We start from the raw sequence: 25,525 nt of genomic DNA on the forward strand, positions 1-25,525 counted from the left end.
AAAAACATCTTTGGCAAACGTTTGCCAATCTGTCAATCTTCGTTCTGACAGCCTCCTTGCTTTCGGGGGACGCCCGGGGGGAACCTCGACAGCGGACACTGCGGATGACTATGAAAAGACAGTCGGATCAGACCCTGGGGAGGCCGATGCGGGAAGACGTCTCACTTGCCACCGTTGCGGCCCGCGCCGGCGTTTCGGTTTCGACCGTATCGCGGATCGTCAACGGCCAGACCCGACGCGCCTCCCCGGCCACGGTGGCGCGGGTCCGCGACGCGATCGAGGCGGTCGGCTACCGGCCAAATCCGGTCGGACGCGCGCTCCAGCGCGGCCAAAGTCAGCTCGTGGCGATGATCGCGGCCAATCTCGACAATCCGGCGATGGCGACCATCGCAAGTTCGACCGAAACCGCGCTGCGCGAAGCCGGCTACGTGATGATCCTCTGCGACACGCACGACCGCGCCGAACTTCAGGACGAGTATCTCTTTGCGATGCGGGCGCAGATGGTGCGCGGCTATGTCCTCGTCGCGGCGGTGCCGAGCCCCGGATTGAGCGAACTTTCCACCTCGGGCGCGCCGACGGTGTTCGTGAACCGTCGAAATCCGAGCGGCAGCGGCCCGTTCGTCGGTATCGACGATGCCGCAGCGGGTGCTGCCGTCGCCGACTATTTCGCCGATCTCGGTCGGCGCGTCCCCGCCGTTGTTTTTCCGCGGCTGAGTTCGTCCGCATCGCGAGACCGCGTATCGGGCTTCCTCGCCAGGCTGCGGGAGCGCGGATGGTCCGACGAGGCGATCGTCCGGGCCGACGGGGAGGGACGATCGCACCTCCAGGTCGGCTACGATGCCGGCGCGCGAATTTTCGACGGCCGCGACAGGCCGGACGCCATTCTCTGTGTGAGCGACCAGATTGCCTACGGCGTGAATCGTCGCGCGCTCGAATGCGGCCTGAAAATCCCTGGCGATTGCGAACTGGTCAGCATCGACGGCACGCCACTCAACAAGTGGGTCGCACCCTGGCTGAAGTCGATCGAAATTCCCTACGCCGTCTACGGCGCGGAGATCGTCTCGGGCTTGCAATTGATCTGGCGAGGCGAACCTTTCGGCGAACGCCTGCTTCCCTGCAAGTTCGGCTGACACACAACCGTTCGCGGGGGAGATCTGGCTGCATCTGCGAGCGGGGCGGTCGTGCCGCCTTTCGTCCGCTCAATCAGCCGGCGGATGGATAACGACACCGTACTGCTCGGCAATTGCAGCAATGGTCTCGATTGCCGGCTTATGTCCGCTCCGTTTTCCCAGCTCGTCGAAGGCGGCGAACATCCGATCGAGACCGCCGCCTGGCATCGCCAACACCAGGAGGCGCGCCGTATCGGTGCCCACATTGCGATAGCCGTGACGCCGATGGCGCGGGGCAAAGAGAAATGCGCCGGTGCCGAGACGCAACGGATCGGTCGCGCCTTCGACCTCGACCAGCACTTCGCCACTCAGCACATAGAATGCTTCGTCCTCACGGGTATGCGTGTGCGCCGGCGCGCCGCGGCCCGGCGGCACGATCGATTCCCATACCGAGAATTGCTGACCGGTATCGCTCGCCATTGCCTTGTAGCTGTGCGTCACACCGAGCACGTCGAGCGTAGGTCCGGTGCCGGGCGCCCGAAAGAGCGGGCTCAATCGCGAAAAATCGCGGCTTGCATCGCTGTTCATGGCAGTTCCCTCCGCGATCGGGTTGCGATGCGTTGTCGTCAAGTGGCAGTGAACCCGCCTGACGCGGCAACGTTCCTCGCACAAAGGATGTGATGCGCCTGCTGAGGCGATGGTGGAACCGAATGAACGGGGGTGGTCGCACCGCTTTGTTTTCCGGAAAGCGTGCGACCCATCCAAGGTTCTCCGTCGCGGAGACCCGCTATGCCGTCACCGGTACCCGCAAACGAAACCGAACGACTGGCAGCCCTGCACGCTCTCGACATTGTCGATAGCGCGCCGGAGACAGCTTACGACGAAATCACCGAACTTGCGGCGCAAATCTGCGGCTGCCCGGTCGTAATCCCGTAATCATTGATCTGCTGCTCCCGGGGCTCTCCGTCAACACCGCCCCGACCGACTATCGTGTGGTCAAGGAGTTCCGAATGATGCGTTTCACGGGCGATCGATGGGAGGCGTTCGGACCGATCGTCACCGATTGATCCCGCGCGGCTGCGAGCGATCGCGGTTCGCGCGATGTCCCGGCGATTGCCGCAGTACTTCATGCGTCGCTTTCGCGACGAGCCCGCTCTCTTGCGTCTGATGGGGTCATGCAGAAGCGGCGGCGGAAGGTGCGCGTGAAATAGGAGAGGTCGCCGAAGCCAACCTTGAAAGCGACGTCGCTGATGGCGCGATTGGAAAAACGGGGATCGCTCAGCATCCGGTTGGCTTGGACTAACCGTTGTTCAAGGACATATTCCGTGAACGTGGTGCCTTCGCTCTCGAACAGCTTCTGAATGTAGCGCGGCGTGACGCTATGGTGCAAAGCGACATAGGTGATCGACAGCTCGCGCCGGCCGAGATTTTCGACAATGTTCGACATGATTGCTCGCAGCCTTGCCGAGCGTATCCCACGTCCTTCAACGAGAATTGCCGCGTCCTGTGTGGCGCCGAGTGCGGATGCAAGCAGGTCGTGGATATGCGTGACAGCCAGGCGCTGTAACTCGGGGTCGCAAAGCTTGTCAGCTTCGTTGACAATGCCGAGATAGCTCGTGAGCAGCCGCAGCGCTTCGCTGTGCTTCGAAATCGGACGGACGAGCATTGAACCCGCCTCGACGACCATCGGCGATATGGCGTCGCGCGGCACCGAGAGGGTCAGAAAGCGACCTCCCGAATGCAAGGTGCAAATGCTTGGTTCGGTCGCCGACATCAGCAACGCTTCCCCTACTCCTATGGTGGCTTCGCGGCCTCGTTGCGAGATGATGCCCACGCCGTTCGTGACCACGGCAAAGATGAGATTGTCGGTGGATTTGGTCGCGAGCTCGCGCGTCATGCGGTAGTGCGAGTCCGACCTGTGGCCGGCAGCCACTCCCAATCCCGGAAGCGAGCGCAACGTCACGCCAGCGCGAAACGGAGTGTCGTTAATCGGCTTGATGTCGAATTTTGCGATCGTGCGGCCATAGATCTCGCGCCACATCGCCAGACGCCGATGAACCGGAAAGGCGTCGGTCGAAATGTGCAAGGGCGCGAACGGGACTGGCGCGTCGGTCATGGCCCTGTTTGTTACATAAGATCGAGCGGGGAGCGAGCCTTCCGAAAGGGCCGTCGGGTATTGAGGCGTCACCACCCAGTGTTGCAGGATAGCACCACGCCGCTGGGGAATGACTGCGAGTACGCAGGGGTCCAGACGTCATTCGCTCCAGACCAAGCCGAGCCTCCGCCGGGGCTGCTAGCTTGGGATTGCCGCCTTCCTCCCACGCCCGAGCGCAAACTGCCCGACCGGCCCCTCGACATAAAATTCCAGCCCCGTCATTTTTGCGAACAGATCGATATTGCCGGTGCCGATGGCGCAGCCGCCGAGGCCCATGTCGGTGGCGGCCAGGTAGAACGTCTGGATCAGGCAGCCGACGTTTTTCAGGATCAGCGAATAGGCGATCGAAGAGTATTTCCAGGAGATCCGGCCGAAGCGCGCGGCGATCGTGATCAGGATCTGCGGCGGACCGGATGCTCCCATCGCAAATTCGGCGGCCATCGAAAGCGCCTGGAGTTGATTGGCGGAGGCGTCGATTGCGACCAGTGCGTGGCCGCCGGCGTCATAGTGATAAAGCCCGGGCGCAAGGCCCTCGCACTTCGAGACCGTCAGGTACAGCTCCAGCTCATAGGCGCTGCCTGCGCCCGGATACGGTCTCGAGCTGTAGGTGACCTCCGGGCCGCCGTCGACATCGGCGCCGCTCTTCCATTCCGACAGCACGCGGGCGGTGGCGTCGAGAAACCGCGCGAGCTCGGCGAGCGTGACGGGATGCTGATCGTCGAAATCCCGTGTCGAGTGGCGCGCGCGTAGCAGTTTTGCGAAGGGCGACGCGGGCTCCGGCGTGGCGAATTTGCCGAGGGAGATTTTCTTGCCGCGCCAGGGCGGGCGCACGGCAGGCAGCGGCGGAATAGCCCCCGCATGCGCGTACGTGCCGCCAACCGGATTGGCGTGCCGGCCCTCCGTGCTCCGCGCGTGAAACACGAGGTCGTGGAAATCCCAGAGAGCGAGGTTGCTGTCGCCGTTTTCCAGGCGAAGGCCGTCTCCGTCTTTCGTGTCGCGCTTGATCAGCATCTCGCTGTCGAGCAGCAGTCCGAGCAGATCGAGGTTCAGGGAGGCCGTCTGCTTGCGAAGCTTGCTGATCATTTGCGGTTGCGACAGGGCAGCCAGCGTGGCGGCGATGGCGGGATCGCAAATCCGGAACAGCGCGCCGGCGCGCGGCGATTCCAGCACCATCTCGTTGCCGCGCCGGCGCAAATAAGCATAGCGCGACAACACGATCGTATCGGCGCTCGATAGCTTGGCGCGTTGCGGCCAGTATCCGGCGATCTGGGGCTCGATGACCACCAGGTCTTGCGCGTCACGGGGAGAGAACAGGCGATAGTCGAGCAGCCCATGCTGCGCCAACCGCCGCACCAGAGCATGAAGCTGCCGCGCGAGGGTGCTCTTGCCGGCAAGGGAGGTGAGCGGCAGGCCGGCGGCCAGATGCCCCGCGCGCGCGATTGCCGCGGCGCTGAATTGTCCGAGGCTCACCGAATAATCGCCCGAGACCGCGGCAATGCTTCCGTCGGCCTGCATGTGAAGCGAGAAGCGGCCGTTCAGCCGGGCGGCGATGATGGGCGCGCTTGTCCTGCTCGGCTTTTTCCGGGGAACGCGCAACGAGACCAGCCTTCAGGTGTGTGGCAGGAACGGAGTGAGCTCGCTTTCCAGCCGCGGGCGGTCCAGCAGCCCAAGCTTCACCGGGACGTCGTAAAGCCGGCCGGGCCCGAAGCGGCGATAGAAATGCCGCAGGCCCGGAACGAGCACCCTGACGACGGGGACCTCGACATCGGGCCGCGTCTGGTCGAGCACGAGAAAATCATATCCTGCGCGGCCCGCGATCTCCACGCAGGCATTGACCTGGTCGCGCGTGTTGTCGTGAACTGTGATCCCAGGCGCCGGCGGGAGCAGCGGATTGTCGCTGGGGGTCAGGAACGGATAATCGTCCAGCCGCAGCGGTGTGACACCGTCAAGCGACGGCTTCTCGCCGCTGCCGCCGCTCATCATCCCGATCGACATGAACTGGGTCAGCTCGGTAAGCGAACGCAGCAAGGCGATGCGGCGATCGAAATGCGAGCCGGACCCGAACTCGATGTTCTCGTGTCCGTTCTGCATCCAGTGCATGATCGCAACATAGGAGGGAATGCCGAGATCGCTGGTGATGTCGAGCACCCAGAGCCGGCGGCCCGCATCGGCAAACTGGCTCTGGAGATCCCGCACATAGGAATCCTCGAATTGCGAGAGATCGAGTTCGGCACGCTGCACGCGGTTGTACCACCAGATCGCGTACGCATCGCGTTCGACCAGTTCGAGGAAACCTTGAACGATGGCCTCCTCGCGGGTGTTGCCGGCAGCGCATCCGTTCGAATCGGTGTGGAAGCCGCCATAGAAGAAATACAAAAGACCGGTCGGAAGATATTTGAAACGCTTGTCGCGCAACGACCAGACCGGCGACCACTCGGTTCTGGTCGCGGGATCGAACGGCTCGGGAACCGGATGCGAATCGTCCGGCAGCGGGACATGCCGGTTTTGAAATTGCATATCGCTGAAGAACTGGACGTCGTTGGGAAGGAGCGCGTCACCGGGAGCGAAATCGGCAAAGCGGCGCGTCGTCCTGATCTCGTCGCCCTGGAAGATGCCGGAATAGCGCTCGATCGCCTCCATCAGTGCACTGGCCTCGCCCTGCTCGGCCGTGGAGCCCTTGCCGAAGCTGCCGCCGCTCAGGCCTGACCTGAGCTGGTCGACGTTCCAGGCCGGCGCAGAGAAATTGTGGTGCGCAAAAAAATTGGTGTTCATCGGCAGGTCGACCTCGATCCGCTCGAGCCGCGACACCACGCCGGTCAGCGGGCTGACGTGCTTGCGGAACCGCGCCACGGTCGCTCGCGACGTCACGGTGCGGTATCCGCCGCTGGTCATGACCAGCTTTCTGCCCTCGGCAAGCTCGATCGGCGCTGCTGTTCGTCGCGGATTCCTGAGCTTCCTGCTGCCGCAGGTCGCGCATTGCGGGCGCTTCGCGACGTAGTGCTTGGCGATGGCCGCCCCGGTCAAATCGAAGCTTGCGATGTGATTGGTGAGATCGGTGCGAAATCCGGAGGCGATCGCCTTCGCGATTTCAATAGCAGCGAAATGGATCGCGGTCTCGCCCACGGTGTCGCTGACCAGCGGCGATATGGCGACCGCCTGCGCCGCTCCGCGGTCCAGAAATCCCTTGATCTCGCGATTGCGGATCATGCGATCATGCAGGCAGGTCCAGCAGGCGCTCTCGCCCGGCTTGAACACGGGCCCCACCAGCGGAAACGCGCCGGACGGCTGGACCAGCAGCCAGGGCGTCCCGTCGGCGACGCGTTCGCCGTTCAGTTCGGCGAGCTGCCGTTCGAGGTAGTCGTTCACCAGCGTGATGATGAGCCTGGGCGATCGCCTGGCGATGTGAACCCCGAGCTTGCCCAACGCCGCGCTCAGTTCGCCCGCGCCTTTGACGTCGATCGATTCGACCCGCACAGGCCAATTGCACAGGTTCTCTTCGGCGACCTCCGGAGGCAGGCCGAGGCTTGCCCAATAGCCATCAACGGCGCCTGCGTGCGATGCTCCGTTGACGCAGTAGCGGCGCTCCAGCAGCCGCCTGATTGCTTCCTCGATCCCGGTGACGGGAAAACTCTTCGAGAGCTGGCGGATGATCTCCGGCGCCGTCTTGCCGTTCTTTCCGATTGCGCTTGCCACGGCGCAATAGAGATCGCCGTGCAGGAAGAACTTGCGGTTCTCGGAATAGAGACAGACCGCATTGGGAGGAAGCAGATAGGCGGTGAAGTTTGGTGCGAATCGCAAAATGTCCTTGCGGGTCTGCTTCGCAGCGTTGCTCTTTCGCTTGACTGTCATCGGGTCAGCACGCGGATCCTGTTCCCGTCATGTCCGATTGCCGGCGCACGACGGAGCTTGAAGCGGCCCGACTTGTGCGCCGAATTCGACCGGCCTTCTTCGAACAAGTTGGAACACACTCGCTCGCCATCGGCAAGCTGAGGAGCCGGGCGAAACGAATCCTGTGGCGACAACAGCAAATTGGCCGGGGTCGTTAGCGAACCCGGCCAATGAAATCGCGACCTGTCGATGTCCGGTCAAGAAGCGCCAGCGCCTAGCACCAGCGGCAGCGGCCCCATGATGCGCAGCATCCTGTGCATGCCACCGGCGCAACAACGGCGCAGCCAATGCCAACGCCACAACCGACGCCGCAGCGACAGGCTCTGCAGCCTGCGCAGCCTCGGCAGCCACCGCAACCTCTGCAACCACCGCATCCTCTGCAGCCGCCGCATCCGCGCGCAAGCAGCACGCCGCTGAGAGTCTTCTCGTCACTAGCGAGATGGAAGGTGGCGAGATTGACGTCGGCGAGCTCTTCCTCGCTGAGCGCAGAGAACTGGCCAGGCGAAAAATTCACTCGTTGTTGAGGCTCGTCCGCCGGCACTGCGGACGCCATCGCGCTTCCCGCCATCGAAAAGGTCAGTCCGGCAAATCCGAGCGCCGGTACTGCAGCTTTGGTCATTCGCTTCTTTTTCGAAGCTTGCTTCGCTCGCTGCACGGCTGCATCCTCCATGGTCGGAAGAACGATCTTCTACAATCATCCTACGCCGAGCAATCAAAGCGGGCAAGATTCGCGTGAACACGAAATGTAATGGCGCTGGTTCAGATTGCATTCATCTTCATGAATGGCATTGCCACAAATTCCTGTCCAAATTCCCTATCGATGACACGGGCTGCGGCGCATGATGCAGTGCGCAACCGTCTGTCCGCGCGAACGGGGACACTAGCTTGGTCGTTCAACTCGGACGCTTTGTTTGGCATGAGCTTCTGACGACGGATATGCCGTCGGCGGCTGCTTTTTACGCCGGGGTGGTCGGCTGGGCTGTGAAAGATGTGTCGAGCCCGGAACTGGCTTACACGCTACTGGCTGCAGGCGACGCTCCGGTCGTCGGGCTGATGGATCTCCCCGAAGAAGGGGTGCGAATGGGAGCAACACCGAGATGGCTCGGCTACGTCGCCGTCGATGACATGGATGCGCGGGTCGCGCAGATCCGCCGGCTTGGAGGCGCGATCCTCGTCGCGCCGACCGACAGCAACATCGGCCGCATTGCGGTGGTCGCCGATCCGCAAGGAGCGACGTTTGCGCTGGTCACCGGGCCGACATATGGCCAATCGCAACAGAACGGGTTGGACCAGCCCGGGCGCGTGGGCTGGCACGAGTTGCTGGCTGAAGACCGAAGCAAGGTCTTTCCGTTTTACGGCAAGCTTCTCGGCTGGCAACAGGCCTCCACTGAGGCCGACCCGGCAAGCGTGTACGAATTGTTTTCGGCGGCCGGGCAGACGATCGGCGGCATGCTCACCAAGCTTCCGAGCGTACCGCAGGCGTGTTGGCTTCATTACTTCAATGTCGACGACGTCGGGGTGGCGGCCCGGCGGGTCGATGCCGGCGGGGGCCGGGTTCTTCAGGAGCCGATCGAGTTGCCCGATGGTTGCTGGATCGTGCGATGTGTCGATCCCCAGGGCGCCCTGTTTGCACTGCAGGGGGCGTGGGATCAAAAGGGCATCGCGCGATCCTCCGCCCCGGAGGTCACCTGGTCCGCCAAATGGGGTGACATTGCTTCACAGGGCCGGATGGTGCTTCACAAGACGAAGCGCTAGGACGAGACGCTTCATCGACCTGGTTGTTTCAGGCGCACTTGGCGGGACCGGAGCCCTGCTTTTCGGATCGCGCCCGCTTCCTGGCACTCCGCTTGCTCAGCCAGGGCCAAAGCCAGGCCTCAACTGGGGGGCCGTTTCAGGTTGAGGCAAGCGATGCAGGAAGTGTCCCGTTCTGGTGCAGCTGGAGAGCTCCGGCTTGATGCGTTGATCGCCGATTTGTGGTGGCGTGTCCGGCTGCTCAACACCGACATTCTCGAGGAAGAGGCCCGGGTCGGGGTGTTCGACGCGCAGCAGCCGACCTATCCGCAGCGCGCGGCGAACCTACGCGCGCGCCGCGACAATCTGGTCTTGACGATCGGCATGCTCGAGCAGCGCGCCAAATCGACGTCCGAAGCGGCTTGAGAGCCGCCTCATACCGGAAATATCAGTGATCTCGCGAGCCTGACCAGGTCGACCTGGCGGCGGCAACCTGTCTTTTCGAACACATGAAGCAAATGGCTCTTCACGGTGGCGACGGACACGCCGAGCAGTCCTGAGATCGCGTCGCGGGTATGGCCCTCGCAGATGAGCTCGAAGATGCGAATCTCGGCTGGCGTCAAATCGTAGAGCTGGTTGAGAGCGACGTGAGACATCTGCGGCGGTCCGGAGGCTGACGCCACGAACAGGGCGGCGGCAGCGCGCTGGATCAGGCCGGCGCGCATGTGACCGCGTCGCAGCGGCAGAACGTGGATGACGAGCGGGTCGCCGCTTCCGCGAAGGATCGGGATGCCAATGCCCTTCTGGCCAAGTGCCGCCTCGTCCTTCGCGGCCTGCACGATGGCCGATTGCAATGAAGTGGTCGTCGTCGCCGACTGAACCGCGATGCGGCCATGTCGCGTCAAGATCGGATCGCCGGCCGCGAGCATCGCGGTAGCGACGGCGTTGGTGTGAACGATCTGCGACTCCTCGTCCACCAGGACGACACCGACCGTCAGGGTCTCCACGGTCTCGGAGAATGCCGCGGCTTCGACCGTCTTCATGTCGAACAGATTGCTGATGGTCACGGCGCGGCGGATGTGAGGTGCGAGCAAGCGTAATCCGTTGAGCTGCGCATCGTCGATGGCGCCGGCGGACTCGTGCTGGCTGAAGATCGCGTTGCCGACCATCGTCCCGTCGCGCACGAGGCCGACCGCGACGGCGTCGAACAGGCCCTTGGGCATGGCCCATTCACGATAATAGCGATTGCCGGAAATGATGTCCTGCCGGACGGCCTGGGATTGAACGATGGGTTCTCCGAGCGGGTATTGTTGAATGCGCTCGGCGCCGCCCCAGAGTTCGATGATGTCGGGCCCGTAGCCGATCGCATTCTGAGACATCTGGGTCAGGTCGGACCCGGCGACGGCATTGACGACGGCCTTCATGTTGGTGAGGCTGGCCACCGAGAGCGCGCCGGTGGCGAAGCCGAACTCGGTGCATACCTCCTCCAGAACTCCGGCCCACCGTTCAGGTGCGATCACACAGTCATAGACAGCACCGATGAGATCCGAGAATTTCTCGACTGAAACCCGCTGCATTCCAAACTACTCACTTGAATATCACCGGCGTCAAAATCACCGACGTCGCTTGAAAATCGCTCCCGAGCCGATCGATCCGCCAATGGCGAATGTCACAGCCCGTTCGCTCATGGTCTTACCACCGCGATTCCGCGGCGCAAAAGGGGTACTCCGAGCACAAACTCTTGTGACGCCATTTGGCCGGATGCCGTGGCTTTCGTGAATGCCGGGAGATCTGCGCTCGACGGCGGAGATCCTATCCTCGGTCTGTGGGATGTCCTGAGTAAAACTTCGGCAGATGTCGCGCTGCGTATGCAGACTAAATCGAGTTGCAGCAGTGGATGATGCAAAAGTCCTTCCTGAAGATGCCATTGAATGATGGCGGGCAAATGACTCAAGGGCTCGCAACGCGCAGGTCCCCTTCCGGTTCCATTCCGCTCGATTCACGCCGCCCTTGTGCTATTGCTGCTCCGCGCAACGATGCGAGGTTTCCATGCTCCCCATTCCCGCCGACATTTTCACCGAGCCCGAGGACGTCTCGTCCGACAGCCTTGCCAATCTCGGGCCGCTCCGCCGGCTCGCCGGCACCTGGCAGGCGGACAAGGGCATCGATATCAATCCGAAGGCGGAGGGGCCGGAGCGGCGGACCTTCATCGAGCATATCCGGATGGACCCGATCGATCCGCAGGCCAACGGGCCACAGCTGTTCTACGGGCTGCGCTATCACATTCACATCAACACGCCCGAGGAAGACATCACCTTCCACGACCAGGTCGGCTACTGGCTCTGGGAGCCCGCGACCGGGTTGATCATGCAGACGCTTGCGATCCCGCGCGGGCAGGTGCTGCTGGCCTCCGGCCAGGCCAAGCCGGATGATAAAAAGATCTCCGTCACAGCGAAGCGCGGCGACACCGCTTACGGGATCTGCTCGACCGACTTCCTGGAACAAGCCTTCCGCACCGATAGTTACCGCTGCGACATCAGCTTCAACGACGATGGTAGCTGGAGCTACGAGATCCAGACCGAGTTGTTCGTCCGCGGGGCGCCGTTCGACCATCATGATAGTAATACGCTTCTGCTGGTCGCACCGCCAAAACTCAATCCGCTCGCGGTGATCGTGAACAATCGCGCCAAGGATGGTAAGCCGGCCTGACGAGCGGGCACGGAGAATTTGTATGAAGCCTTACGTCATCTGTCTGATGCACGCGAGCCTCGACGGCCGCACCCATCCCAGCCGCTGGCGCCCGAAGGGCGCCGGCACCGACTGGTTCGAGAAGATCCATGACGAGCTCGGCGGCGATGCCTGGGTGATCGGCCGCGTCACCGGCTCCGAGTTCGCCAAGGGCAAGCCCTATCCCGGGACGGCGCGCGAAATACTCCCGCGCGAAAACTGGTTGGCGCGGCGCGATGCGGAAACCTATGGCGTGGTGCTCGACGCGCACGGCAAGATCGGCTGGGGCCGCTCTGACATCGGCGGCGATCCGATCGTCGTGGTGCTGACCGAGAGCGTACCGGATTCGCATCTCGCCGGCCTGCGTGGCGAGGGCGTGTCTTATATCTTCGCCGGAAAGTCCGAGATCGACCTCGCATTGGCCATCGAGATTCTCAATCGCGAGCTGGGCGTCAAGCGCCTGCTGGTGGAGGGCGGCGGCGTCGCCAATGGCGCGTTCCTCCGCGCCGGCCTGATCGACGAATTCAACCTGATCCTCAGCCCCGCGATCGATGGTGCCAGGGGTGCACCCTTCGTGTTCGATTCGACGGACGCCGACAGCGACAAGCGCGCGCCGCTCGCCGCGATGACGCTGGAGAGCACGCGGCAGCTCGGCGGCGGCGTGCTGCTGCTGCGCTACCTGATCCAGAACGACGCCGCGCGCCAATAAGCAACGGCAATGTCGAACAAGTCAGAGCATATCGTCATCGTCGGCGCGGGCGCGGCCGGCTTGATGGCCGCGCGCGAGCTTGTGCGGGTAGGGAAACGCGTCACAATCCTGGAGGCGCGCGACCGTTGCGGCGGACGCATCCATCCGCTGCCGGCGTCGGCGTTCGGCTATCCCGCCGATGGCGGCGCCGAGTTCGTCCATGGCGAAGCGCCGGTCACGCGCGGTCTGATGAGCGAGGCCGGGCTGTCGCTGCAGGCCATCGAAGGCACGCAATGGAGCTTTGACGGCACAAAACTCTCGCGTGAAGGCCGGGACAATCCGCATGAGGCCGAGCTTCATGCCGCGCTGAGGGACCTGAAGGACGACCTCACCGTCGCCGAGTTCCTGCACCGACATTTTGCAGGCGATCAATATGCGCGGATGCGGCACACGATCGAACGGATGGTCGAAGGCTACGACGCCGCCGAACCCGAGCGCGCCTCGACGCTGGCCTTGCGTGCGGAGTGGATGGACGGCGGGCACCATTCGCAGGGGCGCGTCGTCGGCGGCTACGGCGCGTTGATTGCGTTTCTGGCGGCCGAATGCTGCAGGCATGGCGTTGTGATCCACCTCAATTGCGCGGTGGTGGCGATCGAAGAGGGTATCACCGTTGCGGCCCGTTGCGCGGGCGGCGAGGCGTTCACCTGTGACAAGGTGATCCTCACCGTACCGCTACCGCTGTTGCGCGAGATCGCGCTGCCGCAAGCCGCGCGCGAAAAGGCGGCCGCCGCGGCCGACATCGGCTTCGGCAATGTCATCAAGATCCTGCTGCGCTTCACACGGCCATGGTGGCGCGACAGGGCGGCGGATCTCGCCGATCTCACCTTTCTGCTGTCGGACGAGACGATCCCGGTGTGGTGGACGCAGAATCCATCCGAACTTCCCGTGCTGACTGGCTGGTTCGGCGGGCCGCGCACCGCGGCGCTGGCCGGACTCAATCGACGGGGCTTGATCGACGCCGGCATCGATTCGCTCGCCGCGATCTTTGGACTTTCACGCGATGATCTCGTACGCGACCTCGTGGCGGCGGAAGCCGCCAACTGGGCGCGCGATCCCTTTGCGCGCGGCGCCTATTCCTGGGCGACGCCGCAGACGCGGACGGCGCAGGAAATTCTCGCGCGCGCCGATGGCCCGGTGCTGTTCTCCGGCGAGGCGCTCTATCGTGGTCGCGACATGGGCACGGTCGAGGCTGCGCTCGCGAGCGGCCTGAAGACGGCTGGCCTCATCTTGCAGGGTTGAGAAAGAAGGCCCGCATCTCTGCGGGCCTCCTGGTCTCACCAGCGATTGGCGCCGAAGCCAAACGTCACGCTGGGGCCGCCACCACCATAATAGCCGTAGGGTCCGCCGCCGTAATAACCTTGGTGTCGCGGATAGTAGCCGTAGCTGCGATAGTGCGGCCGATAGTAGCCGTGATGATGAGGGTGCCAGCGATGATGGCGATGGCCGTAATGGCCGTGCCTGTGCTGCGCGCTGATGTCGGTCGATTGGCTGACTTGCGCGTACGGCTTGGCCTTGCCGCCGCTTGCCGCGTTGGCTGCGGACGCGGTGAGCGCAGCCGCACCGATGGCCATCGCGACAAAAAGATACTTCATGTCATCACTCCAGTTGAGATGTCGAGTGACAACAGATGGGCGTTTGTTGCGTTCCGGCGAGTGCGGGCGTCGAAACGACGCAGACGATCAACGCGCAATCGCGCTGAGATTTATTGTCGCACCGCTGCGAGCGAGCTGATCACGTCGTTCGTGGTCACGATGCGGGCAAATTCACCGTTCAGGTTCGACAGCGTCATCGCGTGGATGGATTCGGCCGAGTGCGTGTCGCCGTCGGGGCCAACGCGATCGAATGTCCAGGTCGCGTCGCGCACGAGGGCCGCTTCGAAGCCGAGATTGCCGGCCATGCGCGTCGTCGTTTCGACGCAATGATTGGTGGTGGCGCCGCAGATCACGAGCGTGGCGATGTCGCTCGCGCGCAGGCGCTTCTCGAGGTCGGTGCCGATGAAGGCGCTGTTGACGCGCTTGACGATCACAGGCTCGCCGGCTTGCTCGCGCGCCTCGTCCTTGACGGCGTAGCCGGTGCGTGAGGGCAAAAACGTCGAGTTCGGCTTGGTGCCTTCGTGGCGGATGTGGAAGATCGGCGCGCGGCTCGCCCTGAACGCCGCGAGCAGATCAACGATGCGCGCCACCGCATCCGGATTGTTGCGCCGCTTGCCCGCTGCCTCCCATTCGTCGAATGCGCGCTGGACGTCGACGACGATGAGGGCGGGGAGGGGATGAGGCATGGCGTGCGGATTCCGGAGCTTGTTTGCTGGGTCAAATATGTCGGGCGATCGGGAAAGAGCACAATGCCAATCTTCCCTCGTTTCGCGACGCTTCTCGTGCCCCGGACGCAGCGCAGCGTCTCTTCGACGGTGCGCTGCAGAGCCGGGGCCCATGTTTCCACGAGTACTCTTTGCAGCCTGGGTCCCGGCTCTGCGGAGCAGCGCGACGCGCTGCACCGCGTCCGGGACACGAGAGTGGATTGCGCGGGCAGCGCCCCCTCATGGATGCGGATCGGGAAAGCCATGCCGCTCGGACAGGGCAGCGAGAATGGCGTCTTTCTCGGCGATGCCGCTACTTGAACGGATCCTGGATCGACGGTGAGGACTGCCTGATGCGGCGCACGCTCACTGGCTTGCCGTCGGAGACGAACAGCAGCTCGTATTTGCGGCCCTCGTTGTCGGTGGCAGAGCAGGTGACGTCGTTGACCTTCTTCGCAGCGAAATTGCCGGTCTGGCGGCAGGTGCCGGTGGAGGTCTGCTCCGCCGGCACCGGCAGGCCGTCGACCTTCGGCCGGGTCTTGGAGTTGAGCAGCATGCGGTCGATCGGCAGCTCATAGGAATTGTCGTCCGCCCGCTTCCCGTTCTCGCCGGAGAACGACACGACGTGGTTCTCGTCGGAGGGATCGTCGACGGCGACCGCGAAATTGACTCGGCCCTTGTCGTCATGGGCGAATGCCACGGTCTTGCAGGCAAAGGCGCGCCCGGCAACCCTGAGCGTTTTGCAATGGCCCGACATCAGCGCCAGCATGTCGATGAAATTATTCAGCCGGATCGGCGGATTGTTCACCGGGATCGTGCTGGAAGATCCGGCAAAACAAGGGCTTGCGAGGGAGAGGAGGAGTGCAGCCAGAACCGGCCGGCTGAGGCGCATCGTCAGGATCATGTGCCAGGGGGCCACGGACGGGCGAAAGTTCCGCCCAATCACCATCGAATCGCAAACTGGTTGCGATCCCGTTTGCACCGCCAAGCGTTCGACAAAGCCCGTCTGGAATACCACCGCGCCACCCATCGGCGATTCGCCCCAATCGCTCCAATCCGTCCCGGCAGGCACTTGCCGCCAGGCCGGTGTTTTTTTCGTGGCAGAACTAGGCCGTCGCCGCCTGCCAGCGCCTATCGCGCAAGGACGGCCGGCGATGCAGGCGGGTGCCAAGCAGGCTGCGGGCACGCGGCAGCTCGCCGCTGCGCATCAGGGCGACAAGGAAAGTGTCCTCGACCAGCTCGCGCTGGGCATGGCTGCCGCCAATGCGCACGACCTCAGGGAGGACAGGCGCGAGCTCGCGCACGCAAACCGCGTAATTCTCGTCCGCGAACGCCGCGAGCGCGCGGCAGATCGCCGGCACCACGGGGCCGGCAGGCAGCATGCCATCGGCAAGGCGCTGCTCGATCACGGTCAGGCGTGCTGCGAGCGCCGCGCGATTTTGCGTCGCGGCCGCAAACAGCGCCATGTGGACGTCGGCGAAGGGCAGGCTCGACTTCGGGAAGAGTTTTTGAGCCGTGGCGTCGGCCTCAACCCAGAGCGCCCTTGGCACGGCGTGGCCGTAGGCCGACAGGCGCCAGAGCAGCGAGGCGCCGTCGGTGATGACGTTGAGCGGCGGCGCCTGCGTGGCGGAGGGCTGCAGCACGTCGTCATAGATTTTGAGCGCGCGGGCCGCATCGCCGTGCTCCAGCGCGCCGAGCGCCTGATGCCAGAGGATATGGCCGTGCAGGATGCCGGCGCGGTCGTAAGTCGGAAGCCATTCGTCGACGAGACGGTCGGCCGCCTCGATCGAGCCGTCCTCGAACATCGCATGCAACACGGCATGTGCGGCGTGGGCGTTCGCGCGGCGCAAATTGAAGCCGCGCTCGGTGACGGCGCGGCCACGGGCGACGTCGCCATTCTCGGTCATCGCCCAGCCGGACATGGTGAGAAACCACCAGTCCTCGCCATAGTGATGCGCGACGCGTTCGCAGAGCTCATGCCGCGCGCGATCGTGATCGGCCATGCCGGAGAAGGCGAACAGGCCGAACGCGCCAAGCGGCAGCGACAGCACCACGGCATCGCGCGGCCAGCTCTCGACATGCTTGAACATCGCGGCGATCGCGTCGGGCCCGCGTCCCTCGATAGCGAGCGCCAGCGTCTCGACATGCGAGCGCTCGCGCTCCGTGCCGCGTCTGGCCACAAGCTCGCGCGCCAGCGATCCCTTCTGCCGTGCAAGATCGCCCTGCTGGTAGAACGCATGCACGCGGGCGCGGGCGATGTGGGCCAGCGCAAAATCCGGATCGGCGGCGATCGCGCGCTCCAGCGTCTCCGTCGTGCCAGTCCAGCCGGCGAGCATAAGATCGATGCCTTCACGATAGGCGCTTGCTGCCTCGTGCGAGGTGGTGGAGAGCGGCAGTCCGTAGCGGTCTTCAAGCGCCATCGTTGTCTCCGGATTTCAAGCCGTCCGCGCGCGGCGTCCCTCGATCGGATAGGCGGGGTCGTTGTAGCCCGGCGTCGATGGATGGCCCGGCACGACCAGGCGGTCGATCAGCGCTTCATCCTCCGCAGTGAAGCTGTAGTCGAGCGCGCTTATGTATCCGTCCCACTGCTCCTCGGTGCGCGGGCCTGCGACGATCGACGAGACGAAGGCGGAGTTGAGCACCCAGGCCACCGCGAACTGGCCGGCGGTGATGCCGTTCTTCTCGGCGTGGCCCTTTATCTCCTGCGCGAGCTGGAGCGATTCCGGCCGCCATTCGGTCTGCATCATGCGGGTGTCGTTGCGGCCCGCGCGCGTTTCCTTGTCGGGGGCTGCGTCCGGCTTGTACTTGCCGGTGAGCACGCCGCGCGCCAGCGGGCTATAGGGCACGATGCCGAGGCCGTAATAGGCGCAGGCCGGAAAGTGCTCGACCTCGGGCATGCGGTTCATCGCGTTGTAATAGGGTTGGCTCGCCACCGGACGGTCGATGCCGAGCCGGTCGCAGATGTTGCAAATCTCGGCGACGCGCCAGGCGCGGTAGTTGGAGACGCCGAAGTAGCGGATTTTGCCGGCGCGGATCAAATCGCCCATCGCGCGCACCGTCTCCTCCAGCGGCGTCGCGTGGTCTTCCTTGTGCAGATAGTAGATGTCGATGTGGTCGGTGCCGAGCCGCTTCAGGCTCTCGTCGGCGGCCTGCAACACCCAGCGCCGCGACAGCCCGACGCGATTGGGATCGTTGCCCGTCCCGGTGTTCATGGGATTCGCGAGCTTCGTCGCAAGCACCCAGGCGTGACGGTTGTTGCCGATCGCGCGGCCCACGACCTCCTCGGAGCCGCCCTTCGAATAGGCGTCCGCGGTGTCGATGAAGTTGATGCCGGCTTCATGGGCCTTGGCAATGATCCGCGTTGATGCCGCTTCATCCGTTGGCCCGCCGAACATCATGGTGCCCAGGCAGATCGGCGACACTTTCAGGCCGGAGCGGCCGAGCTGGCGGTATTGCATGGGGCTGTCCTTGCTGCTTTTTGTGGGCGTCAGCATATCCGCCTCACTCCGTCATTGCGAGCGCAGCGAAGCAATCCAGAGATGCGTCGGCGGAGAGATTTCTGGATTGCTTCGCTGCGCTCGCAATGACGTGGAGAGGGCGGTAGCGGCCTGACGGCGCAGGACTACACCGGCCCCTTCAAAATCTTGAACACACCGTTCGCCATCACGATGCAGCGGTCGTCGACGCTCACCTCGGTGCTCATGAAGATCAGGTTGCGCGTCGCGCGCACCACGCGGGGGCGGGAGATCAGGATGTCGCCGATCTTGCCCGCTTCCACGAAATGGGTGTCGAGCTGCACCGTCGCCATGTACTCCTTGCCCGAGACGTAGCGGGCGGTCATGCCGCAGGTGCGGTCCGCGAAGGTCATCATCACGCCGCCCTGGACCATGCCGCGGCGGTTGTGGTGCTTGTCTTCGGTGGCGATTGCGAATTCGTATTGGCCGTCGACCTTGCGTTCCCACAACGGGCCGACCAGGTGCATGAAGCCCGTGGTCTCCAGGATGGTCCAGCCGTCCGATTTGAGCTTTGCGGCGGTCCTGCTGGTCATCGCTCCGTCCATCCTTGCAACGCTTGATCTCTCCTCGTTTCATCGAGCGCGGTCCTGGTGTAGTCAAGCATCATGAGAGCTTTCGGCGATGCCACCAGACGGAATATCGCAGACGCCTGCGCGGCATTCGCGCGGCTGCCCGATGCGGCCGAGCCCTCGGCGCTGAAGCGCGCCGCTGTGGTGCTGGCGCTGACCGCATCCAATGACGGCGACGACACCGCGTTTCTGCTGACCAGGCGCGCATCGAGCTTGCGTGCGCATCGCGGCCAGTGGGCGTTGCCGGGCGGACGCTGCGATGCCGGCGAGACGCCGGTCGAGGCGGCGCTGCGCGAGCTCGACGAGGAGCTCGCGCTCAAGCTTCCGGTCGACGCCGTGCTCGGTCTGCTCGACGACTATCCGACGCGCTCCGGCTATCTGATCACGCCGGTCGTGGTCTGGGCTGCCGAGAGCAATGCGATCACGCCGAACCCGGACGAGGTCGCCTCCGTCCATCGCATCTCGCTCGACACGATCGAGCGCGATGATGCCTTCGATTTCACGGATATCGCCGAAAGCAGCCGTCGTGTGATCCGCTTCCATCACCAGATGAGCCTGATCCATGCGCCGACGGCGGCGCTGATCTACCAGTTCCGCGAGGTACTCGCGGGGCGGCAGACCCGCGTCGGCGACCTGGAACAGCCGGTGTTCGCCTGGAAGTGACGCAAGCAACAAAAAGAGGTAAACGGCGCGTTAACGTGACGGTTACCGGATGCCTGCTAAAAGGGCAGCATGCATCATTCGATTCGAAAACAACTGGCGCTGGTTCCACTGGCGTTTGTCCTGCTCGTCTCCGCCGCGCGTGGCGGCGAGTCCGATGCGCTGCCGCCCGCCGTCAGCAATGCCAACGCCCAGCTTCTGTCGCAGTTTTTTGCGCAAAGCGGGGGCGGCGCGTCGCCGGCGGTGCTCGAATATCGCCGCAAGCTGGCCGAGTATCAGCAGATCCGCGGCGCCTTCGATGCCGAGGCCGGCGCCTATTGGGGCCAGGTCACGGAAAAGCGCCGTGGCCGCAATGCCAAGCGGCGCAGCGGGCAGCAGATCACGCTCGACGATTACGTGCTGGACCAGCCGCCGGTCTATACCGGGCCGAAGCGGCCGGTGAACCCCGAGCCGGAGGAAACGCCGGAGCGCCCCACGCGCAAGCCGCTTCCGGTGGCTTCCGATCTCTTGCGCGCCGCTCAGGATCTCTATCAATTCACGCCGCAGCGTCCGACCAACGAGGTCGAGTTCAAGCGCGCCTATGCGCGCTACGCGCTCTCCTCCGGGCTCACGCGCGAGCAGGCGGTGCGGGTCTATTCGTTCGAGACCGGCGGCACCGGCAATTTTGACGTGCAGGCGGGCATCGAGCACGGCGGCAAGCGCGCGATCTCGACCGCGATGGGCTACAACCAGCTGCTCACCACCAACAGCGTCGAGCTGCTGGCCGAGCAGGGCCATGAGTTCATCCGTGCGCTCTCCGACAAGGTGGCTCGCAGCTCAGGGCCGGCGCGCCAGTCGCTCGAGCACAAGCTCGGCGTTCTGAAGAAGATGGTGGCGCATGCGAAATCGGTGCCTGACACCTGGTCGGAGCATGAGAAGATCGGCGACACCGCGCAGGGTTGGGCCATGCATGCGATGGTGCTGGACATCGACATCGGGCCGATGCTGCAGACCCACAAGCTCTTGACCTCGGTGCTGTTCGCACGCGCCAAGGGCTACACCCGTCCGCTCACCGCCGCCGAGCTCGAGATGATGAACCTCACCGGCGACGGTACCGGCCTCGACATGGTGACCATGCCGCAGGCGATGCGCGAGCAGGTGCCGACATCGAACTTCTTCCAGCGCGGCGGCTACGAGCGCAATCCGGTCGCGATCCGCCACAACACGGTGGCGAAGCTGCTCGCGGTGACGGATGCGCGGATGGACAGCAACAGCAACAATTCCGGCGCGCGGGAGCTGACGGCGGCGTTTTAGACGGTGTCTCTTCGCCTCGCTCAGTAAGAACGGGGCGAGGGAGCGCGCCGCTATCGCCCGCCCTACCGATCCGACCCGAACTTGAACCTGCCGTCGCCCTCGAGATACTGCCCGCTGCGCATGTAGAGCTGGCCGTTCTGGCCGATGAAGAACAGCGTGCCTTTGGGCACTTTCCTGGCTCCCTTCAGCAGCTCGCCGGCATTGCTGGTGCCCATCTTGTAGGAAAACGTCTTGCCTTCCTTGTCATAGGCATATCCGGTGTCCGGCTTGAGCTCCCACGGCGTCGCCGCGTTCTGCGCGCATGCGGGGGCGGCGAGCGCGCCCAGCGCGGCTGCAATTGCAAATGTCTTGATTGAAAATGCCATCATCCATCCTCCCCGTCGTTGAGGTGCTCTGCTTGAACAAATCACGAACGACGTTTCCGCGTCAATCCGCGATGACGCCGCAGCGCATCACGTCTTGCCCAGTAGTTTGTGATTTTCCCTTCGTCCCCTCGCGACTATGTTCCGCTTTCAGTCTAGAACGCAACACGACAAAGATATTGGTGGGGATGATTCGAATGCGCCATGTCATTAAATTTTGCTGGATTGCCGGGGTGTCGCTGACGGCGCTCGCGCCGGCCGCCCGGGCCGATGATTACCAGCTCAGCCACAACCAGCGGATTTCGTGCAGCCGCGGCCTTGCGCCGGGCAAGCTCAACACCGCGACCTGCAAGTCCTACACCTATCTCTTCAATACCAAGACCTCGGAATATTTCCGCTGTCAGGTCTCGCTGGCGCTGACCCGCGACAACAAGGAAGTCATCAACGTCCAGACCGATGGCGGCTGCACCAAGAAGCCGCGCATCTTCGAGACCGACGGGCACTATGATTTCGACGCGACCGAGACCGAGCCGCCGAACACCAACTCGTTCTTCGGCCCCGGCGGCTACTCGATCTGGGCCGCCGACATGGCCGCGCAGAAGATCCGCGGCTGCATCACCATCTCCTCCGGCCTCGGCTCCGACATCTCCAAGTGCCTGGACATGACCTTTCAGTAACGGCTCTCGAATGACGGCGAGCCGCGGTCCAATGACCCCGGCTGCGCCATGTCGCCGCACCTGCCGAGTTCCCTGAAAAATCAAGGCGAATCGGCCGTTTACCGCAGTCCTGTTTTGCCTTTTGGATGGGTTGACCCGCTCCCCTCATCCGGCCAATTTCGCCGCCGGTTTGGGGAGTGAAACAACCATGAAACGGACGATTTTCGGCGTGGCCGCGGCTCTTGCTGTGGCGGCGTCGGCACCTTGCGCGCATGCGCAATCCTTCATCAACGTGCTGACCGGCGGCACCTCCGGCGTCTACTATCCGCTCGGCGTCGCGATCGGGAAGATCTACGGCGACAAGATTCCGAACGTGAAGACGCAGGTGCAGGCCACCAAGGCGTCGGTCGAGAACCTGATCCTGCTGCAGCAGGGTCGCGGCGAGCTGGCGTTCACGCTGGGCGACTCGCTGAAGGCCGCCTGGGAAGGCGACGAGGAAGCCGGCTTCAAGACCAAGCTGGACAAGCTGCGCACCATCGGCGCGATTTATCCGAACTACATCCAGATCGTCGCGACCGCCGAGAGCGGCATCAAGACGCTCGCCGACCTCAAGGGCAAGAGCCTGTCGGTCGGCGCGCCCAAATCGGGCACCGAGCTGAACTCGCGCGCCATCCTTTCGGCCGCCGGCATGACCTACAAGGATCTCGGCAAGGTCGAATACCTGCCGTTCGCCGAATCCGTCGACCTCATGAAGAACCGCCAGCTCGGTGCGACGCTGCAATCGGCCGGCCTCGGCGTCGCCTCGCTGAAGGATCTCTCGAGCTCGAGCGCGATCAGTGTGGTGGCCGTGCCGAAGGAGACCGTCGACAAGATCGGCCCGCCCTTCATCTCGACGATCATTCCCGCCAACACCTATAGCGGGCAGGACAAGGACGTCCCGACCGCGGCCGTGGTGAACTATCTCGTCACCAGTTCAGCCGTGTCCGACGACCTTGCCTATCAAATGACAAAGCTGGTCTACGAGTCGCTGCCCGAGCTTGCCAACGCGCACGCGGCCGGCAAGGAGATCAAGCTCGAGACGGCCGCCACCGGCAGCCCGATCCCGCTGCATCCCGGCGCGATCCGCTATTACAAGGAAAAAGGGCTGATCAAGTAAGGCGCGCCTTCTCCGTCGACGTCTTGCCCGGGCTTGTCCCGGGCATCCACGTTCTAGGATGAGCTTTAAGCCGTGGATGGCCGGGACGAGCCCGGCCATGACGGTCCGGGTGGATCGTGTTGCTGCTATAGATTGAATGGGCTTGGACTGGGGCGATTTGTAATGCTGGAAAAGGCGGAGAGCTCCGCGGAGCCGATCAAGGTCGAGTTCGACAATTTCGAGCACGGTTTTCCGGAAGGCTTTGGCCCGGGCTGGTGGGGCACGCTCGCCTACTGGATCGGCATCGCGTTCGCGACCTTCCAGCTCTATGTTGCCGCCTTCAACTATCTGCCGAGCCAGGTGGTGCGCGGCGTCCATGTCGGCTTCCTTGTCCTGCTCACGTTCGGCCTGATCGCCAACTTCACCGCGAAGAGCAGTCTTGGCCGCGCGCTCGGCTGGGTGATCGGCGGTGCCGGTTTCTTTTGCGGGCTCTATCAGTGGATCTTCTATGCCGACCTGATCGCGCGCGACGGCGATCCGACCAGGCTTGACCTCGCCGTCGGCACGCTGCTCGCGGTGCTGATCTTCGAGGGCACCCGGCGCCTGATGGGCGCGGCGCTGCCGCTGATGTGCGGCGCGTGTCTCGTCTACTGGTTCTTCGGGCAATATCTGCCGTCGCCGCTGAACCATCGCGGCTATGATTTCGACCAGATCATCACGCATCTCGCCTACGGCACCGAAGGCTTTTACGGCGTGCCGATCTACGTGTCGGCGACCTACATCTTCCTGTTCATCCTGTTCGGCTCGTTCCTGGAGCGCGCCGGCATGATCCAGCTGTTCACCGACGTCTCGCTCGGCCTGTTCGGCCGCACCCGCGGCGGCCCTGCGAAAGTCGCGGTGTTTGCCTCGGGCATGATGGGCACGATCTCGGGCTCGGGCGTCGCCAACGTCGTCACCGTCGGCCAGTTCACGATTCCGCTGATGATCAGGTTCGGCTATCGCCGCGCATTTGCGGCGGGCGTCGAGGCCACGGCCTCGATGGGCGGGCAGATCATGCCGCCGGTGATGGGCGCGGTCGCCTTCATCATGGCGGAGACGCTCGGCGTCCAGTATTCGGAGATCGTCAAGGCCGCCGCCATCCCTGCGGTGCTCTACTTCGCCTCGGCCTTCTGGATGGTGCATCTCGAAGCCGGCAAGCACGGCCTCGTCGGCATGAAGCGCTCGGAAACTCCCAGTGCCTGGAACGCACTGGTCAAGGGCTGGTACCTCGTGCTGCCGCTCGCGGCCCTGGTCTACATGCTGTTCGAGGGCTTCACGCCGCTCTATGCAGGCAGCATGGGCCTCGCGCTGACGGTCGGGTTGATCCTCGGGACCAGCATCGCGGCCGGTGCCTCCTCCATGCTGATCCGCACCATCTTCTGGATCGGTCTTGCGCTCGTCGTCGCCGCGCTGTCGCACGACGGGTTGAAGATCGTGCCGGTCGGCTGCGTCGTCGTCGCGCTGATCGTGATCACGGCTTTCATCCGCGGCGGGATGGCGGCACTGCGCTCCTGCCGTGACTCGCTTGCGGAGAGCGCAAAATCCGCCATCACCGTCGGCATGGCCTGCGCCATCGTCGGCGTCATCATCGGCATGATGTCCCAGACCGGCGTCGGTACCATCTTCGGCGGCTGGGTGATCGGGCTCGGCGAGAAGAGCCTGTTCCTGGCGCTGATCATGACCATGCTGCTGTCGATCCTGCTCGGCACCGGCATCCCGACGATCCCGACCTACATCATCACGGCTGCGCTCGCAGCGCCCGCGCTGGCGAAACTCGGCGTGCCGCTGATCGCGAGCCACATGTTCGCGTTCTATTACGGCATCATGGCCGATCTCTCGCCGCCGGTGGCGCTGGCCGCACTGGCGGCAGCGCCGATCGCGAAGGAGAACCCGGACAAGATCGGGTGGGAAGCGATGCGCATCGCGCTTGCCGGCTACGTCATTCCCTTCATCTTCGTCTATTCGCCGGCCTTGATGCTGCAAGCCGGCGACCCCATGGCGGCCAAGCTAGGCTTCTACGGCGCGGTCGCGCTCGCGAGTTTCAAGGCGCTGGTGGCGATCGCGCTGTTCGGCATGGTCGCGATCGGCTTCCTGTTCACGCGGCTGACGCTACTCGAGCGTCTGGTGGCGCTCGGCGCCGCGATGTGCCTGCTCGGCGATTTTCCGTTCAGCGACACCGCGGGCTTCGTTCTCTCGGCGGCGCTGGTGCTGTGGCAATGGCGGCAGCGTCCGCCGGCCGTGGTCGAGGCGGTGTGAGCCTCTGCCTCGCAACAGCCGGCGGCGTGAAGGCGCTGGCGCTGTCCGCGTTCACGCTTGCATGGACGCATTCGATCGCGAAGGTCGAGTGGCAGGAAGACTGGCGCGTCACGCCTGCAGGCCTCGAACTGATGCAGGCCCGCGTCAAGGGCACCGGCCCCGGCATGGAGCCGCCGCCGGAAGCGCGGCTCGTCGACGGCTGGTTTCAGTGGAGGCCTGCGCGCGCGCCGATGCCGGAGGTCGTGCTCGGCAATTCGGGCGCTGCCGGCGAATGGCGGCTATGCCATGACGGGACGTGCCGGACGCTTTCCGAGATTGTCGGCCATCCCGTCGGTGCTAACGTCACCAAGATGAGCATCTGCGACGAACAGCAGAGATAAGGAGAC

Annotated in this window: 24 protein-coding genes; 12 read left to right on the forward strand and 12 right to left on the reverse strand. The window is 64.1% G+C overall.

The features are described 5' to 3' along the window. Positions 1 to 104: 104 nt before the first annotated feature. On the forward strand, positions 105 to 1,130 hold the full coding sequence (locus FXB38_RS06455; RefSeq protein WP_246229705.1) for a LacI family DNA-binding transcriptional regulator: 1,026 nt from the start codon (positions 105 to 107) through the stop codon (positions 1,128 to 1,130). A 69-nt stretch (positions 1,131 to 1,199) separates the two neighbouring features. On the opposite strand, the gene FXB38_RS06460 is transcribed toward FXB38_RS06455, so the two are convergent. The 4 genes from FXB38_RS06460 to FXB38_RS06475 all read right to left on the reverse strand — a co-directional run bounded on the left by FXB38_RS06460 (position 1,200) and on the right by FXB38_RS06475 (position 7,113). Beyond that, entirely contained in the window at positions 1,200 to 1,697 is a 498-nt protein-coding gene (locus tag FXB38_RS06460) for a cupin domain-containing protein (protein WP_148749922.1), read from the reverse strand. A 538-nt stretch (positions 1,698 to 2,235) separates the two neighbouring features. Then, positions 2,236 to 3,150: a helix-turn-helix transcriptional regulator gene (locus FXB38_RS06465; protein WP_187434696.1), complete on the reverse strand. Its 915-nt coding sequence runs from the start codon at positions 3,148 to 3,150 to the stop codon at positions 2,236 to 2,238. Positions 3,151 to 3,402: 252 nt separating this feature from the next. Continuing rightward, positions 3,403 to 4,779 carry a SagB/ThcOx family dehydrogenase gene (locus FXB38_RS06470; RefSeq protein ID WP_148749988.1) on the reverse strand — a complete coding sequence of 459 codons (1,377 nt, stop codon included), beginning with the start codon at positions 4,777 to 4,779 and terminating at the stop codon, positions 3,403 to 3,405. A gap of 93 nt (positions 4,780 to 4,872) precedes the next feature. Then, on the reverse strand, positions 4,873 to 7,113 hold the full coding sequence (locus FXB38_RS06475; RefSeq protein ID WP_148749924.1) for a TOMM precursor leader peptide-binding protein: 2,241 nt from the start codon (positions 7,111 to 7,113) through the stop codon (positions 4,873 to 4,875). 924 nt (positions 7,114 to 8,037) lie between these two features. On the opposite strand from FXB38_RS06475, the gene FXB38_RS06485 reads away from it, so the two are divergent. Both FXB38_RS06485 and FXB38_RS06490 read left to right on the forward strand, forming a co-directional pair. Next, a complete protein-coding gene (locus FXB38_RS06485; RefSeq protein ID WP_246229707.1) occupies positions 8,038 to 8,907 on the forward strand; it encodes a VOC family protein in 870 nt (289 codons plus the stop codon). A 153-nt stretch (positions 8,908 to 9,060) separates the two neighbouring features. Continuing rightward, a complete protein-coding gene (locus FXB38_RS06490) occupies positions 9,061 to 9,309 on the forward strand; it encodes a hypothetical protein (protein WP_148749926.1) in 249 nt (82 codons plus the stop codon). 8 nt (positions 9,310 to 9,317) lie between these two features. On the opposite strand, the gene FXB38_RS06495 is transcribed toward FXB38_RS06490, so the two are convergent. Continuing rightward, positions 9,318 to 10,460 carry a helix-turn-helix transcriptional regulator gene (locus FXB38_RS06495; RefSeq protein WP_148749927.1) on the reverse strand — a complete coding sequence of 381 codons (1,143 nt, stop codon included), beginning with the start codon at positions 10,458 to 10,460 and terminating at the stop codon, positions 9,318 to 9,320. A gap of 472 nt (positions 10,461 to 10,932) precedes the next feature. On the opposite strand from FXB38_RS06495, the gene FXB38_RS06500 reads away from it, so the two are divergent. Genes FXB38_RS06500 through FXB38_RS06510 form a run of 3 tightly spaced genes read left to right on the forward strand, consistent with a single transcriptional unit; the run spans position 10,933 to position 13,597 of the window. Beyond that, the gene (locus FXB38_RS06500) at positions 10,933 to 11,592 is read left to right on the forward strand and encodes an FABP family protein (protein WP_148749928.1); all 660 of its coding nucleotides are present in this window, start codon (positions 10,933 to 10,935) and stop codon (positions 11,590 to 11,592) included. A 22-nt stretch (positions 11,593 to 11,614) separates the two neighbouring features. After that, positions 11,615 to 12,319: a RibD family protein gene (locus FXB38_RS06505; RefSeq protein WP_148749929.1), complete on the forward strand. Its 705-nt coding sequence runs from the start codon at positions 11,615 to 11,617 to the stop codon at positions 12,317 to 12,319. 9 nt (positions 12,320 to 12,328) lie between these two features. After that, positions 12,329 to 13,597: a flavin monoamine oxidase family protein gene (locus FXB38_RS06510; protein WP_148749930.1), complete on the forward strand. Its 1,269-nt coding sequence runs from the start codon at positions 12,329 to 12,331 to the stop codon at positions 13,595 to 13,597. A 35-nt stretch (positions 13,598 to 13,632) separates the two neighbouring features. On the opposite strand, the gene FXB38_RS06515 is transcribed toward FXB38_RS06510, so the two are convergent. The 6 genes from FXB38_RS06515 to FXB38_RS06545 all read right to left on the reverse strand — a co-directional run bounded on the left by FXB38_RS06515 (position 13,633) and on the right by FXB38_RS06545 (position 18,702). Beyond that, positions 13,633 to 13,950: a hypothetical protein gene (locus FXB38_RS06515; protein ID WP_148749931.1), complete on the reverse strand. Its 318-nt coding sequence runs from the start codon at positions 13,948 to 13,950 to the stop codon at positions 13,633 to 13,635. Positions 13,951 to 14,060: 110 nt separating this feature from the next. Next, on the reverse strand, positions 14,061 to 14,636 hold the full coding sequence (locus FXB38_RS06520) for a cysteine hydrolase family protein (protein WP_148749932.1): 576 nt from the start codon (positions 14,634 to 14,636) through the stop codon (positions 14,061 to 14,063). A 331-nt stretch (positions 14,637 to 14,967) separates the two neighbouring features. Further along, positions 14,968 to 15,546, reverse strand: coding sequence for a hypothetical protein (locus FXB38_RS06530; RefSeq protein WP_148749990.1), 579 nt, complete (start codon positions 15,544 to 15,546; stop codon positions 14,968 to 14,970). Positions 15,547 to 15,760: 214 nt separating this feature from the next. Beyond that, complete coding sequence (locus tag FXB38_RS06535; RefSeq protein WP_148749933.1) at positions 15,761 to 17,074, reverse strand: tetratricopeptide repeat protein; 1,314 nt, start codon at positions 17,072 to 17,074, stop codon at positions 15,761 to 15,763. 15 nt (positions 17,075 to 17,089) lie between these two features. Then, positions 17,090 to 18,112 (reverse strand): aldo/keto reductase, encoded by a 1,023-nt coding sequence (locus FXB38_RS06540; RefSeq protein ID WP_148749934.1) that lies wholly within the window; start codon positions 18,110 to 18,112, stop codon positions 17,090 to 17,092. A gap of 164 nt (positions 18,113 to 18,276) precedes the next feature. Next, the gene (locus FXB38_RS06545; RefSeq protein WP_187434697.1) at positions 18,277 to 18,702 is read right to left on the reverse strand and encodes a PaaI family thioesterase; all 426 of its coding nucleotides are present in this window, start codon (positions 18,700 to 18,702) and stop codon (positions 18,277 to 18,279) included. A 72-nt stretch (positions 18,703 to 18,774) separates the two neighbouring features. On the opposite strand from FXB38_RS06545, the gene FXB38_RS06550 reads away from it, so the two are divergent. After that, positions 18,775 to 19,401: an NUDIX hydrolase gene (locus tag FXB38_RS06550; protein WP_187434698.1), complete on the forward strand. Its 627-nt coding sequence runs from the start codon at positions 18,775 to 18,777 to the stop codon at positions 19,399 to 19,401. 69 nt (positions 19,402 to 19,470) lie between these two features. Further along, positions 19,471 to 20,691: a hypothetical protein gene (locus FXB38_RS06555; protein ID WP_148749937.1), complete on the forward strand. Its 1,221-nt coding sequence runs from the start codon at positions 19,471 to 19,473 to the stop codon at positions 20,689 to 20,691. 62 nt (positions 20,692 to 20,753) lie between these two features. Here the strand turns inward: FXB38_RS06555 and FXB38_RS06560 are convergent, their stop codons facing one another. Next, complete coding sequence (locus tag FXB38_RS06560; RefSeq protein ID WP_148749991.1) at positions 20,754 to 21,056, reverse strand: hypothetical protein; 303 nt, start codon at positions 21,054 to 21,056, stop codon at positions 20,754 to 20,756. Between the two features lie 194 nt (positions 21,057 to 21,250). On the opposite strand from FXB38_RS06560, the gene FXB38_RS06565 reads away from it, so the two are divergent. The 4 genes from FXB38_RS06565 to FXB38_RS06580 all read left to right on the forward strand — a co-directional run bounded on the left by FXB38_RS06565 (position 21,251) and on the right by FXB38_RS06580 (position 25,519). Next, positions 21,251 to 21,730: a hypothetical protein gene (locus tag FXB38_RS06565; RefSeq protein ID WP_187434699.1), complete on the forward strand. Its 480-nt coding sequence runs from the start codon at positions 21,251 to 21,253 to the stop codon at positions 21,728 to 21,730. Positions 21,731 to 21,917: 187 nt separating this feature from the next. Then, positions 21,918 to 22,865, forward strand: coding sequence for a TAXI family TRAP transporter solute-binding subunit (locus tag FXB38_RS06570; protein WP_148749938.1), 948 nt, complete (start codon positions 21,918 to 21,920; stop codon positions 22,863 to 22,865). Positions 22,866 to 23,027: 162 nt separating this feature from the next. Beyond that, positions 23,028 to 25,139 carry a TRAP transporter permease gene (locus FXB38_RS06575; RefSeq protein ID WP_187434700.1) on the forward strand — a complete coding sequence of 704 codons (2,112 nt, stop codon included), beginning with the start codon at positions 23,028 to 23,030 and terminating at the stop codon, positions 25,137 to 25,139. Further along, a complete protein-coding gene (locus FXB38_RS06580; RefSeq protein ID WP_148749939.1) occupies positions 25,100 to 25,519 on the forward strand; it encodes a DUF1850 domain-containing protein in 420 nt (139 codons plus the stop codon). The genes FXB38_RS06575 and FXB38_RS06580 overlap by 40 nt, the downstream gene beginning before the upstream one ends. Positions 25,520 to 25,525 lie beyond the last annotated feature (6 nt).

Origin of the sequence: Bradyrhizobium cytisi (genome assembly GCF_008123515.1) — a bacterium.
Lineage (GTDB): Bacteria > Pseudomonadota > Alphaproteobacteria > Rhizobiales > Xanthobacteraceae > Bradyrhizobium > Bradyrhizobium cytisi.